Genomic DNA, 18580 nt, shown 5'->3' with positions numbered 1-18580 from the left:
CCGGTGGAGATCCGACGAGGACGCCAGCCGGGAACGAGACCCGGCCGCAGCGCCGGGTTTCGCCCAAATCCCCGGTAAGACCGGGACGAGCCGGCAACGGCTTGGCAACAAATTTCGCAACGAATTTCGCAATAATTCCGGTTCACGGGGCCTCGTCGGCAAGCAGGGCTTGTGTCATTCCAGGGTCGCATCAGACATGCACGGCAATCGGCCGAGCAACGCTGGAATGGCATAACACTCCCCCCTGCGAGACGTCGGGACCACCCCGGCAGCGATGTCGCGCCGCTGCTGCATTCGCGCGATTCGATATAGGAGTGCAAATGTTCAATAAAGTCGTGAAGTCTTTCCAGTGGGGACAGAACACGGTTCGCATGGAGACCGGTGAAATCGCCCGTCAGGCGTCTGGCGCCGTGCTCGTCGACATGGATGACACCGTTGTGCTCGCCACGGTCGTCGGCGCCAAGAACGCCAAGCCGGGCCAGGACTTTTTCCCGCTGACGGTCGACTACCTCGAAAAGACTTACGCCGCCGGCAAGATCCCGGGTGGCTTCTTCAAGCGCGAAGGCCGTCCGTCGGAAAACGAAACGCTGACCTCGCGCCTGATCGATCGTCCGATCCGTCCGCTCTTCCCGGAAGGCTTCTACAACGAAGTGCAGGTCGTGGTGCAGGTCGTCTCGCTCAATCCGGAAGTGCCGGCCGACATCCCGGCCCTCATCGGCGCTTCGGCGGCGCTTGCCATCTCGGGCCTGCCGTTCAACGGCCCGGTCGGCGCCGCGCGCGTGGCCTACGTCGACAACCAGTACGTACTGAACCCGTCGCGTGAGCAGATCGCCAAGTCGAAGCTGGACCTCGTGGTTGCCGGTACGGAACAGGCCGTGCTGATGGTGGAATCGGAGGCGCAGGAACTGCCGGAAGACGTGATGCTGGGCGCCGTGGTGTTTGGCCACGAGCAGATGCAAACGGCGATCAACGCCATTCACGACCTGGTGCGCGACGGCGGCAAGCCGGAGTGGGACTGGGCCCCGGCGCCGAAGAACGAAGCGCTGATCGCCCAGGTGACCGAGCTGGCCGAAGGCCCGCTGCGCGCCGCTTACCAGACCCGCGAAAAACAGGCTCGCACGCAACAACTGCGTGCCGTGAGCGCCGAGGTCATCGCCAAGCTGGCCGAAGCTGCCAGCGCCAGGGGCGAGGCCGCGCCGGACGAAATCGAGGTCGGCAACATCCTGTTCGACCTCGAATCGAAGATCGTGCGCAGCCAGATCCTGGCGGGGGAGCCGCGTATCGACGGCCGCGACACGCGCACCGTGCGCCCGATCACCATTCGCACCGGCGTGCTGCCGCGTGCCCATGGCTCGGCGCTGTTCACGCGCGGCGAGACGCAGGCCCTGGTGGTTGCCACGCTCGGCACGAAGAGCGACGAGCAGATCATCGACGCGCTGCAAGGCGAGTACCGTGATCGCTTCATGCTGCACTACAACTTCCCGCCGTTCTCGACCGGCGAGACCGGCCGCGTGGGCTCGCCCAAGCGTCGCGAAATCGGCCACGGTCGCCTGGCCAAGCGCGCCCTCGTCGCGTGCCTGCCGAGCGCCGACGACTTCGGCTACACCGTGCGCGTGGTCTCGGAAATCACCGAATCGAACGGTTCGTCGTCGATGGCGTCGGTGTGCGGCGGCAGCCTCGCGATGATGGACGCCGGTGTGCCGCTGACCTCGCCGGTCGCCGGTATCGCCATGGGCCTGATCCTCGAAGGCAACAAGTTCGCCGTGCTGACCGACATTCTCGGCGACGAGGATCACCTCGGCGACATGGACTTCAAGGTGGCCGGCACCGCCAACGGCGTGACCGCGCTGCAGATGGACATCAAGATCCAGGGCATCACCAAGGAAATCATGCAGGTGGCGCTCGCACAGGCCAAGGAAGGTCGTCTGCACATCCTCGCCAAGATGACCGAAGCCCAGTCGGGCGTGCGCACGGAGCTCTCGGAGTTCGCGCCGCGCATGGTCACCATCAAGATCAATCCGGAAAAGATCCGCGACGTGATCGGCAAGGGCGGCTCGGTCATCCGCGCACTGACGGAAGAGACGGGCACGAGCATCGACATCTCGGACGACGGCGTGGTCACGATTGCCAGCCCGAGCGCCGAAGGTATCGCCGAAGCGAAGCGCCGCATCGAGCTGATCACGGTCGAAGTGGAAGTGGGTCAGGTCTACGACGGCACCGTGCTCAAGCTGCTCGAGTTCGGCGCGATCGTCTCGGTGCTGCCGGGTAAGGACGGTCTGCTGCACATCTCCGAGATCGCCAATGAGCGCATCAAGGACATCAACGAGTACCTCAAGGAAGGTCAGTCGGTGCGCGTGAAGGTGATTCAGCAGGACGACAAGGGCCGTCTGCGCCTGTCGCACAAGGCGCTTACCGACGAAGAGAAGCAGGGCGGCCCGGTGCTGGTCAAGCGCGAAGGCGAAGCCCAGTAAGGTCCCGGGATGGCGTGGCCGTGTGCCACTTCGCCGGATGGCGGGTGGCATGCCGGTACGCTACGGCCTAAAGAGAACGGCGACTCACGCGAGTCGCCGTTTTTTCATCCATCGCACGGATCGGCAAAATAATGCGGAAAAAATGCGAGCGGGGTATTTACAGGAATTGGGTTTGTCATTAGAATCTCACTTCTCTGTTCGGGGGGGTATAGCTCAGCTGGGAGAGCGCTTGCATGGCATGCAAGAGGTCAGCGGTTCGATCCCGCTTACCTCCACCACGGATTCCGAGGCTCGATTTTCGGGTGCGTCGATAAAGCAAAATTCTTGCAAAAACGATGCAAAAAACTTGAAAATAAAGCTTCACAAGCGAAGAAATGTTGTTTAGAATAGCGTTCTTCGCGAAATGCAAGAAATGCAGTAAGCGAAACAGACAAAGTTGTAGCAGTCACGATTTTGTCCCCTTCGTCTAGAGGCCTAGGACATCACCCTTTCACGGTGAGTACAGGGGTTCGAATCCCCTAGGGGACGCCAGAATTGATGCCGGTAGCGAGTCGGCCTCAGTTTGAAAATGCCAGCAGTAGTGGCGCAAAGCCCGCTGAAAGTCAGGCGGGTTTTTTTGTCGGTTTTGGAGCGGTAGTTCAGTTGGTTAGAATACCGGCCTGTCACGCCGGGGGTCGCGGGTTCGAGCCCCGTCCGCTCCGCCAAAAACCTACGATGTTCGGTGATTTTCGCGTAAAAACGCGTCAATGCCGAGCGAACAGCAGGAACGCAACGTGATTGACGTCACGATGCCGCAGCAAGTTTGGAGCGGTAGTTCAGTTGGTTAGAATACCGGCCTGTCACGCCGGGGGTCGCGGGTTCGAGCCCCGTCCGCTCCGCCAAACAAAGAAAGCCCAGGCTGATGCCTGGGCTTTTTTTATTCTCTCGACGCCTTGATGTGTCGTCTCGCGCCGCGGCGTTTGCGGCATTTCGACACCCATTCTCCCCGCTCTTGAGCCCCGTCGGGGTCTCTGCGGGTTTTTCGCGAAATTTCCGAAAAACCCGCAATTCTCACGCATTGCGATACGGTCATCACCGTAACCCTGCGGTTCCGCGTCGCGCACCGGATGTCACCAGCGTCTCGAAAGCGGCGAGGTCACCGCACCAGGCACGGGCGCTTCGGGTCGAACTTCCAGTCCGGCACCAGATACTGCATGGCGACACTGTCGTCTCGGGCGCCGAGTCCGTGCTCGAGATAAAGGGCGTGTGCGGCTTCGACGGCGTCCATGTCCAGGGCGACGCCCAGGCCCGGGGCAGTGGGCACGCTGACGCTGCCGTTCGTGATCCGCAGGGGGTTGCGTGTGAGGTGCTGGCCGTCCTGCCAGATCCAGTGCGTATCGATCGCAGTGATGTGCCCCGGGGCCGCGGCTGCCACGTGTGTGAACATCGCGAGCGACACATCGAAGTGGTTGTTCGAGTGTGAGCCCCATGTCAGACCCCAGTCGCGACACATCTGCGCAACGCGCACCGCGCCTTGCATCGTCCAGAAGTGAGGGTCGGCCAGCGGAATGTCGACCGACTGCAACTGGATCGCGTGTCCCATTTGACGCCAGTCCGTGGCGATCATGTTCGTCGCCGTCGGCAGCCCGGTCGCACGGCGGAACTCGGCCATGACCTCGCGTCCCGAGTAGCCGTTCTCGGCGCCGCAGGGATCCTCGGCATAGGCGAGCACGTCGTGCTTGTCGCGACACAGGCGCACCGCTTCGGCAAGCGACCACGCGCCGTTCGGGTCGAGCGTGACCCGCGCCTGCGGAAACCGTCTGGCCAGTGCCGTGACAGCTTCGATCTCCGCATCTCCATCGAGTACACCACCCTTGAGCTTGAAGTCCTGGAAGCCGTAGCGCGCATGTGCGGCTTCGGCCAGGCGCACCACGGCGTCCGGCGTCATGGCCACTTCGGTGCGCACGCGCTCCCAGTCGTCGCGCGCGCCGCGGTTGTCGGCGTAGGGGAGGTCCGTGGCGTTCCGGTCGCCGATGAAGAACAGGTAGCCGAGCATCGCCACTTCGCTGCGCTGCTGACCTTCGCCGAGCAGGGCGGCGACGGGCACTTCGAGATGCTGTCCCAGGAGGTCGAGCAGGGCGGCTTCGAGCGCGGTGACGGCGTGGATCGTCGTGCGCAGATCGAAGGTCTGCAGACCGCGTCCGCCGGTATCGCGATCGGCGAACGCGCGACGCGTCTGATCCAGGATGGCGTGAATGTTGGCGACCGATTGGCCGACGACGTAGGGACGGGCATCCTCGAGCGTCTTGCGAATGGCTTCGCCGCCGGGGACTTCGCCGACGCCCGTGTGGCCGGCGCTGTCATGGAGAATGACCAGATTGCGGGTGAAGAACGGCCCATGCGCACCGCTCAGGTTCAGCAGCATGCTGTCGCGGCCGGCGACGGGGATAACGCGAAGTTCGACGACGGTGGGGGTTCGGGTCATGGCAAAGGCTGGGTCGGAGCAAAGAAGAGGGTTGCGACCTACATGTTGTATGTCATCAGACAACATTCTAAGGAAAGATCGACGCCATGCCTTTGCGGGTTTACCCGTTTTCGTGGTGGAAGCCCCATATGACTCGTTCTGCCGGGAGGGCGAAGAAGCAGGCGCGAGTCGGCCGCACATCAAGTTATCAGACAACTTGCTCGAGGAAATCGGGGCTGCTTTGACTGCGGCCTAAACCGGCCACCCGTGGCCGCCCGCGATCGCACCTGGTGGCATCCGTGGCATCCCCGGTGGCACCCGGTGGCGGCGTGCGTCGCGGCGCCCCTTATTGCGTCTTGGCGCGCACGACCCAGCGCAGGTACAGCAGCAGACCGAAGGCGGCGACCGCCAGGCTGGCGGTATTCGCGAACCAGAAGCCCGCGGCACCGTGTAGCGAGGCCGGCGACATGCCGCCCACGTCGAATCCCAGCACGTAGCCGCCGCCCAGCCCCACGCCCCACAGCGACACGGCGTAGATGACGGTCGGCACAACGGCGACCTTCCACGCTCGCAGCACGAACACGGCGCTCACCTGCAGCGCGTCGAAGACGTGATAGGCGGCGACCATGGCGAGTAGCGGCGTGGTCACGGCGGCGACCATCGCGTCGGACGTGTACGCGGTAATGATCCACGGACGGCACAACCAGACGATGGATGCCAGCACGACGCCCAGCGTGCCGGCGAACTCCACGCCGCGGCGGCCGACGAGATGCGCCGCGCGAAAGTCGCGCGAGCCGATGGCCTGTGCGGTGAGCGTGGCCGTGGCGATGGCGATGGACATCGGCAGCATGTAGAGCAGTGCGCCGAGGTTGGCCGCGATCTGGTGACCGGCGAGCGTCACGTCGCCCAGGCGTGCAATGAAGATCGCCATGAACGAGAACGCCGTGACCTCGATCAGGTAGCTCAGCCCCATCGGCACGCCGAGCTTGAGCAGTGCCCGAATCGCCTGCCAGTGCGGCCAGCAGAAACGCGCGAAGATGCCGAACTCGCGCAGCTTGGGGTGACGCGCCATCAGCACAAGTCCGAGCGCACACGACACCCAGTTGATCGACGTCGTGGCGATGGCGCAGCCGGTGCTGCCGAGTGCGGGAATGCCCAGACGCTCGACACCGTAGATGAGCGCGAGATTGAGCGGCACCTTGAGGGCGAGGCCGGTCACTTGAATGGCCATGACGATGCGCGGCTGCCCGACGGCCGTCGAGAGCGACGAATACACGCGAAAGAGCAGAGCGGCGGGCAGGCCGAATGCGAGGATCTGCAGATAGGCGCTCGCGCGCGCTTCGAGCTCGGGTGTGGCCTCGGAGAGCTGCAGGATGAGCCCCGGGTGCATCAGCAGCACGAAACCCGGTACGGCGAGAAAGAGTGCGAGCCAGAACGCCTGCCGTACCTCTTCGCCAATGGCCAGCCGTTCGCCTGCGCCGAACAGTTGTGCGGCGATTGGCGAGAGCGCGACGAGAATGCCCATCAGCCCGACGTACACCGTGATGTAGATCGAGCCGCCGAGTGCGAGCGAGGCTAGGTCGAAGGCCGACGCGCGGCCGACCATCGCGGTGTCCATCACCCCGAAGGCGATGACGGCCAACTGGCCGATCAGGACCGGCCAGGCGAGCCCGGCGATGCGTTTGATGTCATGCCACATGGCGAGGAAGGTCGAAGGCAGGCGCCGGAGCGGCGGAGCGGGTCAGCGCGGACGCGCGGCGCGCCGCCACGGCCGCTCCTGCAGCACATAGAGGCGGAAACGCTCGTCGCGGTCGGCCGCGCGGCGGCCTTCCCACAGCTGGCGCCATTCGTAGGGCGCGAGCGAGAGCGGTTCGCTGTAGTCCTGTGCGTCCTGGCGCAAGAGGACGTCGCACTCGTCGTTGGACGAGCCGAAACGCATCTTGCCGAAGTAGGCGAACGAGGCGAGCTGCGCGTCGCCCACACGTGCGGTGCGAATGCAGGTGTAGTCGGCCGGCAGGTGCGCGGCGATCTGCGCGGCCACGTCGCGATACGTTCTGCCGTAGTTCACGACAGGCAGCCAGAGCGTCATGAGCAGCACCCACATGAGCGTGGTGCCGCCCGAGGACAACACGACGCTGCGCCACAGCACCTTCGGGCTGCGCGAGACGCGCCACGCCACGAGCGCCACCCAGGCGCCGGTTACGAGCAGGGCGCTGATGAGCGTGAGCCAGCTGAATTCCGGATTGAAGCCGGGCACCAGTCGCCGCAGGTTGCGTGCAGTCGACGCGGGAAAGCCGGTGATACCGGCCAGCCACACGATCCACACGAAGCCGGCGAGCACGGTAAACGAGAGCACGGCAAACCAGTCGATGGCGTTGACCGTACCGCGCTTGAGCGTGGGCAGACCGAAGGCGGCGACGATCGACAGGGCCGGCAGCGCCAGCATGAACAGTTGATTGCCCTGATGTGCCTGCAGCACGATCAGCAGCAGGATCGCCAGCGTGAACGCGAGCGCGATGGCGATGTGCGGGGCGCGCCGCATGCCGCGCCAGGAATAGAGCGACCAGGCGGCCAGTGGCCATGCCGGCCATGCGAACAGCGCGAGGTTCTTGGCAATGTAGCTGAGCGAATCGAGCGTCGGCCCGCTAAAGGCGTCGAAACCGATGTCGGCCCACTCGCCGAGCCAACTGCGCGCACCGCTTGCCAGTTCGAGAGCGGCCAGCGGCCACGTGCAGGCGATGAGCAGTGTCACGGGCGTGGATACCATCAGCAGCATGCGAAGCGGCAGCGCGCGGCAGAGCGCCGCAACGCCGATGCCGGCGATCCACAAGGTCAGCGTCATCAGCGGCGACGACGCGAGCGCCATGCCGCCGAGCGCCACGCCAAACCACACGGCGCCCTGACGCGGTTTGTCGAGGCTGCGCACGAGGCCGTAAATGGCCATGGAGATGAGGGTGAGCTGGCCGACGGCCGAAGTCGTTTCATGGCCGCGCTCGGCCAGGCCAAAGCAGGCGAGCAGAATCAGCAGGGCACCGTCGGCGAGGGTGCGGCCGTAGTCGCGCGGCTCGGGTTCGCCGCCGAAAGCATACTTGAATGGCTGCACTTCGGGGCGGCGGCCGAGCAGATACGTGCCGTACCAGATGAACGTGCACGTGATGTAGAAGCACAGGCCGGTGACGATGCGGGCGGCGTCGGGCGCGTCGAGCCACGAGAAGGTGCGAATGGCGAGCGCACCGAGCCAGGAGACGAGCGGGCCGTTGTCATAGATCGGCTTGCCGGCGATGTTCGGCAGCAGCCAGTCCGAGAGCTGGCCGTGCGCCATCGTCCACATGATGCCGAAGCCGGCGGCGTCTTCGTTCTTCCACGGATCGCGACCGAACAACCCCGCCAGCACATAGATGACACAAATGGCGATCAGCAGCGAACGCGGAAGCGCGCTGGTGGCGGAGGCGGTAATGCGAACTCGTTTCATAGGCCGGACGACAGAACCGGCGCAGCGGCCGGATCGCGGAAAATCAGGGGACGAACCGGAACCGGTTCGGGGTCAAGCTCGGGGAAAACCAGAAAAGCCGACAGTATGACAGTATCCGGTCTCGCGGCGCAGACCAGAACGAAGAAAAAGGGGCAGCCTGAGCTGCCCCTTTGCAATGCTTTCCCAACGCCGGGGCGCTGCCCCTGATGCACTGGCCCGTCAAACCTGTCGGGCCCCGCATTGCGTTGTACGGCGCGTCGCCCGTGAAACTCAGGCGATCTTGCCGCCGGCGCGGTTGCCGAACTTCTGGCGGAACTTGTCCACGCGACCGGCCGTGTCCATGATGCGCTGTTCGCCGGTGTAGAAGTTGTGCGAAGCCGACGACGTTTCGATCTTCACGAGCGGGTAGGTCTTGCCATCCTTCTCGGCCGTTTCCTTGGTCTGGATCGTCGAGCGGGTGATGAATTCGAAGTCGACGCCGGGCGTCATGTCGCGGAACAGGACTTCGCGGTATTCCGGGTGGATGCCTTGTTTCATGATGTACCTTGGGTTAAGTCGGTAGCCAGTCTGCGCGGGAGAGCGTCGTCCAGCAAGATCGCCTGGAAAACTGCTCCGTCAGCCCGCTAACGCCGCCGCCGTCATTCGACTGGGAAGGCGCCAACCACTTTCCGGGTGAGAAAACGCGCATTATGCCATGAAAACCGTGAATTTCGCAAAGTTTTCATGGGGTTGCGGCGCAAGCCTGCGGCGCTCGGCAGCCCGGCGGCGCGAAGGCGGCGGGATCTTGCAGAAAATAGCGGGAAAAGAGGGCATATAGTGCCGGATATTCGTCCCGAAAGGCCGCCGGGGCGACGAAGAACGCTTCGGCGCAGACCGCGAAGAATTCCGATTCGTGCTCGGTCGCGTAAGGGTCGAGCAGCGAGGTCGAGGCAAACGCGTCCCACTGCGCGTCGGACACGTTCGCTACGTGGTGGCAGAACGCTTCATAGGCGGGGTCGAACACCTCGCACCACCCCTCTGGCGTGAGATCCCCATGCAGACGCCGCAACATCGGCGGCACGCCATCGGCTTCGCCATTCTCCATGTCGAGCTTGTGGACGAATTCGTGAATCACGACGTTATACGCGAGCACGTCGCTCGTCTGCACATCCTGCCACGACAGCAGCACCGGGCCGCCTTCCCATGCTTCGCCGCTCGCTTCCTGCGCGACGTCATGCACCACGCCGGCCTCGTCCTGCACCGTCTTGCGGATCAGGAATTCGCCCGGATACAGCACGATGCCGGTCCAGCCCCGATACAGCGCGGGCGGAAGGTTGAGGATCGGCAGGCAGGCCTGGGCGGCCACCGAGACGCACATGGCGTCGGTCAACGGCAGGTCGTGCGCGGTGGAGAATCGTTTGCTCGCGAGGAAGTCCGCAGCCAGCGCGCGCAGCCGGTCGAGCTCGTCGGCCGGACGGCAGGCGAGAAATGGCAGGGCGCCGACGACTTCGCGCCACAGCACCTCTTCGATGATGGCGCGCTGTCGCGACGGACGCAAACGGGCAAGCAGAGTCTTGAGCATGACGGGGGCGCAGCAAACGTGACGACGATAAGTGCGGCAGCGATACGGCACCGATACGGCAGCGATGGCAGGCGCCGCGAGCCGCGGATGCCACGATTCTAATTTAGGCGGTCCGGGCCGGGTGAGAGCTTCTCGTTGCGCAAGGCGGCCGTAAGGGGTGACCGTGATGCGATCGCGAGGCCATGAAAAAGCCCCGCCGGTAGGGCGGGGCGAGACGTCGGGCACAGGCCGGGCGTGTCAGCGTGTTGTCCGCTTGCCCGGCCCGTGGTTGCCGAGGCGGCGACCCGCTGTCGGCGGCGGTTCAGCGCGTGCGCATGATCGGCGCTGTCTCCCAGCGGATGGCATGAACGCCGTCGGTGTCGCCGAGCGCGGAGACGAGATGCACGAGCGCGGCGCGACGGCTGCGTTCGCAGCGCAGGACGTAGTCGAGTTCGAGCAGATAGCCGCCCGAGCGACGAATGCGCGTTGCCGATTCGGGGCTGAGTTCGTGCGCGCTCAGCGCCTGGCGCACCTTCGCGTCGATTGCCTCGGCGTTCGCGGCGAGGGCGAGCACCACCAGTCGGTATTGTGGCGATGCCGGCGCTGCAGCCGGCGCCTTGGCCGCGCGCGGCGCTGCCGGGGCGGGCGCCAGCCGGGAGCGGGTGCGACCGAACAGGGTGGGGATAAGCATTTGCAGCGTCATGGTGTCCTCCTGATGCAAGGGCCTGGGACGGCGGATGCCGGGGCTTGGCGACGTGTCGCACCCAACGCGGCCGGTGCCTCTCGCCGCTTTGCTGAGCGCAAATGGCGCATGCTCGCGATGGACGCAAGCGATGGATGGCGCGGATGGCGCGCGATGCGACACGAATTCGACGCAAGCGTCGGCAGGCTTGAGCGGCGCCGGGATCGTCGGTGAATCGGTGTGACGTACCGACAAAACACGACCGGATGCAAACAAGCTTGCCGCGCACCGGACGCGCTCAGGCGTCCGGGAGTGCTGTAATGCGGTGAAAAAGTGCGGGGAATGAACTCGGGATTCGGGATGCGCAATCCCGGATCGAGAATCCGCGATCGGGATCGCTCTCCATCGTCGCCAATGATCATGGCGCCATCGAGTTACGTCCGATCGATGCACTACCGCTGCGGTATTGGGACCGGCAGCGGCAGTCGATGATGACGACTGCGGGTTACCGGGCCAACGCCTTGTCGGTCATTGCCGACGCTTGCGTGCTACTAGAGCAACTGCCCACGGAAAACTCCGTCGTAATTGGAAAGCCGACATTGTAGCCGCTTGGTGGACGTCCGTAAAGGAATGAGGAAATGAGGGAATGAGGGAATGAGGGAATGAGGGAAACCGGGAAAGCGAGAAAGCGTCGGAAATGTGAGGGTATCGCGGCGTTTTGTCGCGAATTCGACCCGTTATTCGCCTCTCGTCCGATCATTCGACCACCTCGGCGCCCGTTCGCCGAAGTTTCTGAAGTTTCCGAGGTTTCCGAAGTGGCTCGCACCGACGATCGGCCATGTCCCGGAATGGTCCGTCAATCCGGCAGCACCTTGCCCGGATTCATCAACCCCAGCGGATCGAACGCGGCCTTCAGCGCGCGCATGAGTGCGAGTTCGACGGGCGACTTGTACTGCGCCGCCGCGTCGCGTTTGAACTGTCCGAGGCCGTGTTCCGCACTGATCGTGCCGCGATGCGCGTGAACGCTGTCATGCACGGCCGCGGTGACGCTCGCCTGGTATTGCGCAAGGAAGCGGGCGGGGTCGACGCCTTCGGGCGCCATCACGTTGTAGTGCAGATTGCCGTCGCCGAGATGGCCGAACGTCACCATGCGCGCGCCGGGGGCGATTTGCTGCACGAGCGGGTCCGTCGCGGCGATAAACGCCGGCACCTGCGACACCGGCACTGCGATGTCGTGCTTGATGTTCAGGCCCGTGGCGGACTGGGCGAGCGGAATGCTCTCGCGCAGATGCCACAGCGCGTTGGACTGCGCCAGACTGTTCGCGACGATGGCATCACGCACCACGCCCTGCTCCACGCCTGCCGCGAGCAGCCGTTCGAGCAATTCACGCGCGTGCGCTTCACTTTCGTTGTCCGAGAGTTCCAGCAGTACGGTCTGCGCGCATGGCTGCGCGAAAAGGGGGTAGCGGTGCTGCGGGAAGACTTGTGCGACCAGTCGCAGGCAGAAGTCCGACATCAGCTCGAAGCCCGTGAGCAGCGGGCCTGCCATGCGCTGCGCCAGATTGAGCAGCGCCAGGGCTTGCGCGGGACTGTCGAGCGCGGCCAGCGCCGTCATGCGAGCCATCGGCGGCGCGAACAACTTGAGCGTGGCAGCGGTGATCAATCCGAGCGTGCCTTCCGCGCCGATGAACAGATCGCGAAGGTCGTAGCCCGTGTTGTCCTTGCGCAGCCCGCGCAGCCCGTTCCACAAATCGCCTTGCGGCGTGACCACTTCCAGGCCGAGACACAGCTCGCGGGCGTTGCCGTAGCGAAGCACTGCCGTGCCGCCCGCATTCGTGGCGAGGTTGCCGCCGATCGTGCAACTGCCCTCTGCGGCGAGGCTCAGCGGGAACAGGCGGTCGGCTGCCTGCGCGGCCGCCTGGACGTCGGCGAGTACGCAGCCGGCTTCGGCCGTCAGCGTCATGTTGGCGGCGTCGACTTCGCGGATGCGGTTGAGGCGGCGCAGGCTGATCACGACTTGCCGCCCGCTCGCGTCGGGGGTCGCGCCACCGGCTAGTCCCGTATTGCCGCCTTGCGGCACCATCGGCACGCGATGCGCCACGCACAGGCGCACGAGCGCGGCGAGCTGCGGCGCGTCGGCCGGGCGCAGCACGGCGAGGGTGCGACCGGTATAGCGTTTGCGCTGGTCGACGAGATACGGGCCGGTGTCGGCGTCGTCCGTCAGCACGTGATCGCGACCGAGCAGGTCACGACAGGCCGCGAGAAAGGTGGAGGGAGGGGCGGAGCGAGGGGCGGAGGGAGGGGCGGGACGGTTCATGGCGGACTTCGAGGGTATCGGGCCGCGACAGAGGCATCGCGGCAATGGCAACAGGAACGCGCGGGATCATGCGGATCATTGTGAGGGCCTGGGCGTCGGGCGTCTGCTCCCGCACGTTGTGCGAGGCGTTCCGCGCGTTCTATTGTGCGCCGTGTCGGGCCGCCGCGGCACGCGCTTTTGCCGCACGCTTGAAGGGGCGCAGATAGAAGATCGTGGAGAAGAAGAACACGACGCACAGCGCGGTTTCGATCCAGGCGAGGGCGGCCGATGTACCGCTGTCCGTCATGCCGCGCACGACGCCTTCGGCGAAGAACAGCAGGATGAACATGCTCGACCACTGCAGCGTGTAAAGGCTGCCGCGCAGAACGCCGCGCAGCGGCAACAGCAGCAGGAGCGCCTTGAGGACGAGCCACGATCCGCCGGGGCGCAGCGGCGCGAGCCACAGTTCCCAGGCGACCGAGAGCGCGGTCAACGCCAGCAGGCTGGCGATGCCGATACCGCGCAGTGCCCCAGCAGCGGCGGGAGTCTGCGGCGTCGGTGTCGTTTGACGTCTCTCGTCTGGCGGGGCGGACTGCGCAGGGTTGGCGCGGGCGTGCGGGTCGGGCGGTGTGGCGGGCATGGGCGAGTCTCGTAGGCGGGACAACTGCGGGGACGACGTCACGTACTCGGCGCCGTGCGACGGCACGGCGCCAAGCCTCATTCTGCCAGCTTGCATGCCGCGCGCGCGAGCCGCGCGCCGAGCGCGGCGGCCAATTGACGCTCGTCTGCCGACAGAGCGTTGCCGTCGTGGGCGAAGTGCGTTGCGCCATAGGGCGAGCCGCCCGTGCGCGTGCTCGAGAGGGCGGGCTCCGTGTAGGGCAGCCCCATGACGAGCATGCCGTGGTGCAGCAGCGGGATCATCATCGAGAGCAACGTGCTTTCCTGACCGCCGTGCAGGCTGGCGCTCGACGTGAACACGCAGGCCGGCTTGCCCGAGAGCGCTCCCGAGAGCCACTGCGGCGTGGTGCCGTCGAGGAAGTACTTGAGGGCGGCGGCCATGTTGCCGAAACGCGTGGGCGAGCCGAGTGCGAGGCCTGCGCACTCTTCGAGATCGCGCAACTCCACATAAGGCGGGCCGCTGTCGGGAATGTCGGGGGCGCTGGCCTCGCACACCGTCGAGACGGCAGGCACGGTCCGCACGCGCGCCTGGGCGCCCGGCACGCTGTCGATGCCGGCGGCAATGCACTGCGCGAGTTGGGCGGTCGTGCCGTGGCGGCTGTAATACAGGACGAGAATTTCGGTCATGGGTGCGAATCGAAGTGCGGGAAGACGTGGCGGGAAGTGGCGGGAAGCGGCGGGAAGTGGCGGCGAACCTGCCCAATGCGCGCGTCTTGCGTGAAAAGCCAGCAAAAAGTGCGGGTATTATAGGGCGTTCCTACTGACGTGACGGGATGATCGGATGCCCGTCGCAACGACCGTCTCGAGTGATCTTTGACTGGAGCCCGATTTGCTCAAACCGTCCCGCATCAACTGGAACAACGTTCGCCAACTGCTGAGGTACGCGCTCGCGCGGGCGCAGGACGACCGGATTCCGCAGGTGGCGGGCAGCCTCACGTTCACCTCGATCCTCTCGATCGTACCGCTGTTTGCCGTCACCTTTGCGCTCTTCACGGCGTTCCCGATCTTCAACTCGTTTCGCGATGCGCTGCAGAGCTTTCTGCTCGAGCACCTGATGCCGGAGAGCGTGAACGCGCAGATATTCAATTACCTGAACCAGTTCGCGTCCAAGGCGAAAAGCCTGACGGCGTTTGGCCTGATCGGTTTGCTCGTCACGTCGGTGCTCACGCTGATGACGATCGAGTCGGCCTTCAACGTGATCTGGCGGGTGCCGCGTCCGCGCCCGCTCGCCCAGCGACTGCTCATCTACTGGAGTCTGCTCACGCTGGGGCCGTTGCTCTTCGGCGTGAGCCTCTCGATCAGCTCGTACATCTTCACGCAGTCGATGTCGCTCGTGAGCACGCTGCCGCCGGCCGTCGCGTCGCTGCTCAGCCTGATTCCGCTCGCGCTCACCAGCGTGGCGTTCATGCTGATGTATCTGTACATGCCGAGCTGCAAGGTGGATTGGCGCGACGCGCTCGTTGGCGGCATCGTGGCGGCGATCGCGTTCGACCTGACGAAGCGCGGCTTCGGCCTGTACATTCGCCAATTCCCCACGTATACCGCCGTCTACGGAGCGTTCGCGGCGGTGCCGATCTTCCTGTTGTGGATCTATCTGTCGTGGCTGGTGGCGTTGCTCGGTGCGACGATCACGTCGGTGCTGCCCGCACTGCGCCTCGGGCACTTTCAGTATCCGAGCTTTCCCGGCAGTGATCTGCTCGACGGACTGACGCTCATCCACCTGCTCAACCGGGACCGGGAGGCTGGGGGCGCCGGGCGCACGACGGCCGAACTGGCGCGCACGATGCGAACGAGCCTCGAACATGCGGGCGATTTGCTCATGCGGCTCGAGCGCATGGGCTGGGTGGGGCGTCTCACGATGCAGCCGCCTGCCGAGCGCTGGCTGCTCCTCGCCAATCCGAAAGCAACCACGCTGGCGCCACTTGTCGCGCAACTCGCGCTCAACGTGGACGAATTGGCCCGACAGATGGAGCGTCACGCTCTCGACGGCGCGCACGTGGCCGAGATACTGCGCGAGGGCAAGTGGAACGTGCCGCTCGCCGACGCCCTGCCGCGCGAAGTCGCGGCCTACGACGAACAAGGCGAGGGCGATGTTCGGGACAAAGCGGCCCGAGACGGCTCGGAGCGGCCCGCCACGGCAGCGGGTGGCACCGACGCCGACCAGCGCTAGAGAGATGCCGGCCCGCGCCGCGAATGCTGGAGGGCGCCGGGAATGCGGGAAGGCGGCCGGGAATGCGGGAAGGCGCCGGGAATGCGGGAAGGCTCCGGGGCACCGGAGAGGGAGATCGGCGAGCGCGACGCTCGCGCCGGCATCAACGCCTGTCGCGCACCGTCGCCGATTACAGCTTGACGCGCCCGAGGCAAATGTCGCGGAACATCACCCAGTCGCCCATCAGGCTGTAGATCGGGTGGCGAAACGTGGCTGGCCGGTTCTTCTCGAAGAAGAAATGGCCGATCCACGCGAACGCATAGCCGCAAACGACCGCCCCCGGCAGCCACCACACGTTGCCGGTGATCGCGAACGCCAGCACGCAGGCAATCACGCCCCACGAGCCGACGAAGTGCAGACGCCGGCAGATCGCGTTGCGATGTTCGCCCAGATAAAACGGATAGAAGTCCGCGAACCGATGAAACACCGGCGCGCTATCGTGCGAATCGGACATGGCAGGTCTCCTCGTTGGCGAAGGCGACGCACTCAGTGTCGCATGAATCTCACGAGCGCATCGAGCAGCGCATCCGGTTGCTCCGTCATGATCGCGTGGCCCGCATCGACGCGCTCCACCGTCACCGGCGCGCCTGCGTCCCGCAGGGCGTCGAGCAGGGGCTGTGCAGCCCGCGGCGGCGTCATCTGATCGCGTGTGCCCAGCACCGCGAGTACCGGGCACTTCACGCGCGCGGCCGCTTCCCATCCGCTGTCGTAGCCGTTGCAGGCCTCGAAGTCGGTCAGGAAGACTCTCGCGGGATTACGTCTGGCCACTCGTTCCATCAGCCGCTGGTTGCCCCCCCACGTCCAAAAGCCGGGCCCCGGCGCCGAAGGCTTGGCGGCGAGCGTGCTGTGCGACCAGGCGTTGACGAGTGCGATGGCCTCGGACTCGCGCTCGGCGGCCGCTTCGAGCAAGACGTCCGACACCTTCATCGGATACGCAGTGCCCACCAGCGCGATGCGCGACACGCGCTCGGGGTAACGTGCCGCGGCGTCCAGCGCGATCAGCGAGCCCATGCTGTGACCCACCCATGCCGCGCGGGCGACGCCGGCGGCGTCGAGCACCGCGACCACGCGATCGGCCATCTCGCCGACGGTCTTCAGTGGCTCACCGGTGCTGCGATGGTGCCCGGGCAAGTCGAGCGCGAGCACGTTCATGCCGTGGTGCGCGAGATACCGGCTTTGCAGGCCCCAAACGCTGTGGTCGTGCTGCGCGCCATGCAGGAAGACGACCGTCGGCTGCGCCGGGTCGAGCGCCTTGCCGGCGCTATAGGCGTAGACATTGTGGCTTTCGATCTCGAAATTCATGACGCGCTTCCTTTGGACGAGGTCTTGGCGGCGGCCTTCAGTCCACGCTTGAGGTCCTGGATGAGATCGTCCGGATCTTCGAGGCCGATCGACAGGCGCACGGTGCCTTCGCCGATGCCGGCGGCGGCAAGCGCTGCGGCGTCCATGCGGAAGTGAGTGGTCGACGCCGGATGAATGACGAGCGAGCGCGCGTCGCCCACGTTGGCCAAATGCGAAAACAGTTGCAGCGATTCGATGAAACGCCGGCCCGCCGCACGGTCGCCCTTCAGGTTGAAGCTGAACACCGCGCCCGCACCGCGCGGCAACAGGCGCTTGGCCAGGGCGTGGTCCGGGTGCGACGGCAATTCGGGATAGGCGACACTGTCGACCGTATCGTGGCCGGCCAGGAAGTCCACGACGCGCCGCGCGTTTTCGACATGTCGTGCCATGCGCAGCGGCAGCGTCTCGACGCCCTGCAGCAGTTGCCATGCCGCCTGAGGATGCAGGCACGCCCCGAAGTCGCGCAAGCCTTCGCGCCGCGCACGCAGCAGGAACGGTGCGACGGAATTTTCCTCGGCGAAGACCATGCCGTGAAAGCCGTCGTAGGGCTCCGTCAATTCCGGGAATTTGCCGCTTGCCTCGAAATCGAACGTGCCGCCGTCGACCAGGATGCCGCCGATCGTCGTGCCATGCCCGCCCAGGAATTTGGTGGCTGAATGATAGACGAGGTCCGCGCCATGGTCGAAGGGCCGGATGAGCCACGGCGTAGTGAACGTGCTGTCGACCAGCAGGGGCACGCCGGCGTCGTGTGCGATTTGCGCGACGCCTGGAATGTCGAGCACGTCGAGCCCCGGGTTGCCCAGCGTTTCGCCGAAGAGCAGCCGTGTCTCGGGCCGTATGGCGGCGCGCCACCCATCGAGATCGCCGGGGCACACGAACGTGGTCTCGATGCCGAAACGGCGCAGCGTGTAGTGCAGCAGATTGTGCGAGCCGCCGTACAACGCGCCCGATGCGACGATGTGCGAGCCGGCGCCCATCAGCGTGGCAATGGCGAGATGCAGGGCCGCCTGGCCACTGGCCGTGGCGATGGCGCCCACGCCGTTTTCGAGCGCGGCCATGCGCTCTTCGAAGACGGCGTTGGTCGGATTGGAGATGCGCGAATAGACGTGACCGGCGCGTTCCATATTGAACAGGGCGGCGGCCCGATCGGCGTCGGGAAAGACGAACGACGTGGTCTGATAGATCGGCGTGGCTCTGGCGCCCGTGGCCGGGTCGGGGGCCGCGCCGGCGTGCAGCGCGAGCGTGTCGAAGTGCGGTACGGACATGTCGGTGAGGGCCCTCGGAAGTTGGTTTGATGGCGGCGCGGCGGTGGCTCGGTGGCCGCTTGATGGCAGCTCGCTTTACGTGTACGGCAATCCTAGCATCACACTCGCGCATTCCGACAGGGCTTGGGCGGCCGATCCGGGAAATTGCGGCGTTGTCCGATGCCGAAGCTGGCGCGTTGTCCG

General features: G+C 65.5%; 14 protein-coding genes and 4 tRNA genes. 6 read left to right on the top strand and 12 right to left on the bottom strand.

The window, feature by feature from the left end; translation table 11 throughout:
- Nucleotides 1-314 precede the first annotated feature (314 nt).
- From pnp to CDN36_RS07050, 5 genes are all read left to right on the top strand, one after another.
- Nucleotides 315-2471, top strand: coding sequence for a polyribonucleotide nucleotidyltransferase (gene pnp, locus CDN36_RS07070; RefSeq protein WP_150555756.1), 2157 nt, complete (start codon nt 315-317; stop codon nt 2469-2471).
- A gap of 202 nt (nt 2472-2673) precedes the next feature.
- Nucleotides 2674-2749, top strand: a tRNA-Ala gene (locus tag CDN36_RS07065).
- 177 nt (nt 2750-2926) lie between these two features.
- Nucleotides 2927-3002, top strand: a tRNA-Glu gene (locus tag CDN36_RS07060).
- Nucleotides 3003-3098: 96 nt separating this feature from the next.
- Nucleotides 3099-3175, top strand: a tRNA-Asp gene (locus CDN36_RS07055).
- 100 nt (nt 3176-3275) lie between these two features.
- Nucleotides 3276-3352: transfer RNA gene (locus CDN36_RS07050), tRNA-Asp, on the top strand.
- A gap of 254 nt (nt 3353-3606) precedes the next feature.
- On the opposite strand, the gene gudD is transcribed toward CDN36_RS07050, so the two are convergent.
- The 9 genes from gudD to wrbA all read right to left on the bottom strand — a co-directional run bounded on the left by gudD (nt 3607) and on the right by wrbA (nt 14209).
- The gene (gudD, locus tag CDN36_RS07045) at nt 3607-4935 is read right to left on the bottom strand and encodes a glucarate dehydratase (protein ID WP_287496342.1); all 1329 of its coding nucleotides are present in this window, start codon (nt 4933-4935) and stop codon (nt 3607-3609) included.
- 325 nt (nt 4936-5260) lie between these two features.
- A complete protein-coding gene (locus CDN36_RS07040) occupies nt 5261-6613 on the bottom strand; it encodes an MATE family efflux transporter (RefSeq protein WP_287496341.1) in 1353 nt (450 codons plus the stop codon).
- Between the two features lie 42 nt (nt 6614-6655).
- On the bottom strand, nt 6656-8386 hold the full coding sequence (locus tag CDN36_RS07035; protein WP_150555759.1) for an ArnT family glycosyltransferase: 1731 nt from the start codon (nt 8384-8386) through the stop codon (nt 6656-6658).
- 270 nt (nt 8387-8656) lie between these two features.
- Nucleotides 8657-8923: a type B 50S ribosomal protein L31 gene (locus CDN36_RS07030; RefSeq protein WP_150555760.1), complete on the bottom strand. Its 267-nt coding sequence runs from the start codon at nt 8921-8923 to the stop codon at nt 8657-8659.
- Nucleotides 8924-9107: 184 nt separating this feature from the next.
- Nucleotides 9108-9947, bottom strand: coding sequence for a M90 family metallopeptidase (locus CDN36_RS07025; protein WP_287496340.1), 840 nt, complete (start codon nt 9945-9947; stop codon nt 9108-9110).
- Nucleotides 9948-10248: 301 nt separating this feature from the next.
- A complete protein-coding gene (locus CDN36_RS07020) occupies nt 10249-10629 on the bottom strand; it encodes a hypothetical protein (protein WP_287496339.1) in 381 nt (126 codons plus the stop codon).
- 835 nt (nt 10630-11464) lie between these two features.
- A complete protein-coding gene (locus CDN36_RS07015; protein ID WP_287496338.1) occupies nt 11465-12925 on the bottom strand; it encodes an FAD-binding oxidoreductase in 1461 nt (486 codons plus the stop codon).
- Between the two features lie 139 nt (nt 12926-13064).
- Entirely contained in the window at nt 13065-13544 is a 480-nt protein-coding gene (locus CDN36_RS07010) for a DUF2069 domain-containing protein (RefSeq protein WP_287496337.1), read from the bottom strand.
- 77 nt (nt 13545-13621) lie between these two features.
- Complete coding sequence (wrbA, locus tag CDN36_RS07005; protein ID WP_150555765.1) at nt 13622-14209, bottom strand: NAD(P)H:quinone oxidoreductase; 588 nt, start codon at nt 14207-14209, stop codon at nt 13622-13624.
- Between the two features lie 202 nt (nt 14210-14411).
- On the opposite strand from wrbA, the gene CDN36_RS07000 reads away from it, so the two are divergent.
- Nucleotides 14412-15752: a YihY family inner membrane protein gene (locus CDN36_RS07000; protein WP_287496336.1), complete on the top strand. Its 1341-nt coding sequence runs from the start codon at nt 14412-14414 to the stop codon at nt 15750-15752.
- 169 nt (nt 15753-15921) lie between these two features.
- Here the strand turns inward: CDN36_RS07000 and CDN36_RS06995 are convergent, their stop codons facing one another.
- From CDN36_RS06995 to CDN36_RS06985, 3 genes are read right to left on the bottom strand one after another with little or no spacing between them, the layout of a single operon-like run.
- Nucleotides 15922-16245, bottom strand: coding sequence for an Mpo1-like protein (locus CDN36_RS06995; protein WP_150555766.1), 324 nt, complete (start codon nt 16243-16245; stop codon nt 15922-15924).
- Nucleotides 16246-16277: 32 nt separating this feature from the next.
- A complete protein-coding gene (locus CDN36_RS06990; RefSeq protein WP_287496335.1) occupies nt 16278-17093 on the bottom strand; it encodes an alpha/beta fold hydrolase in 816 nt (271 codons plus the stop codon).
- On the bottom strand, nt 17090-18397 hold the full coding sequence (locus CDN36_RS06985) for an O-acetylhomoserine aminocarboxypropyltransferase (RefSeq protein WP_287496334.1): 1308 nt from the start codon (nt 18395-18397) through the stop codon (nt 17090-17092). Before CDN36_RS06985 ends, CDN36_RS06990 begins: the two co-directional genes overlap by 4 nt.
- Nucleotides 18398-18580: the final 183 nt, after the last annotated feature.

This window comes from Pandoraea sp. CB10b_02, from assembly GCF_002216225.1.
GTDB classification, from domain to species: domain Bacteria; phylum Pseudomonadota; class Gammaproteobacteria; order Burkholderiales; family Burkholderiaceae; genus Pandoraea; species Pandoraea nosoerga.
The sequence above is the reverse complement of the archived record's forward strand: the minus strand, read 5'-3'. Positions and strand labels throughout refer to the sequence as shown.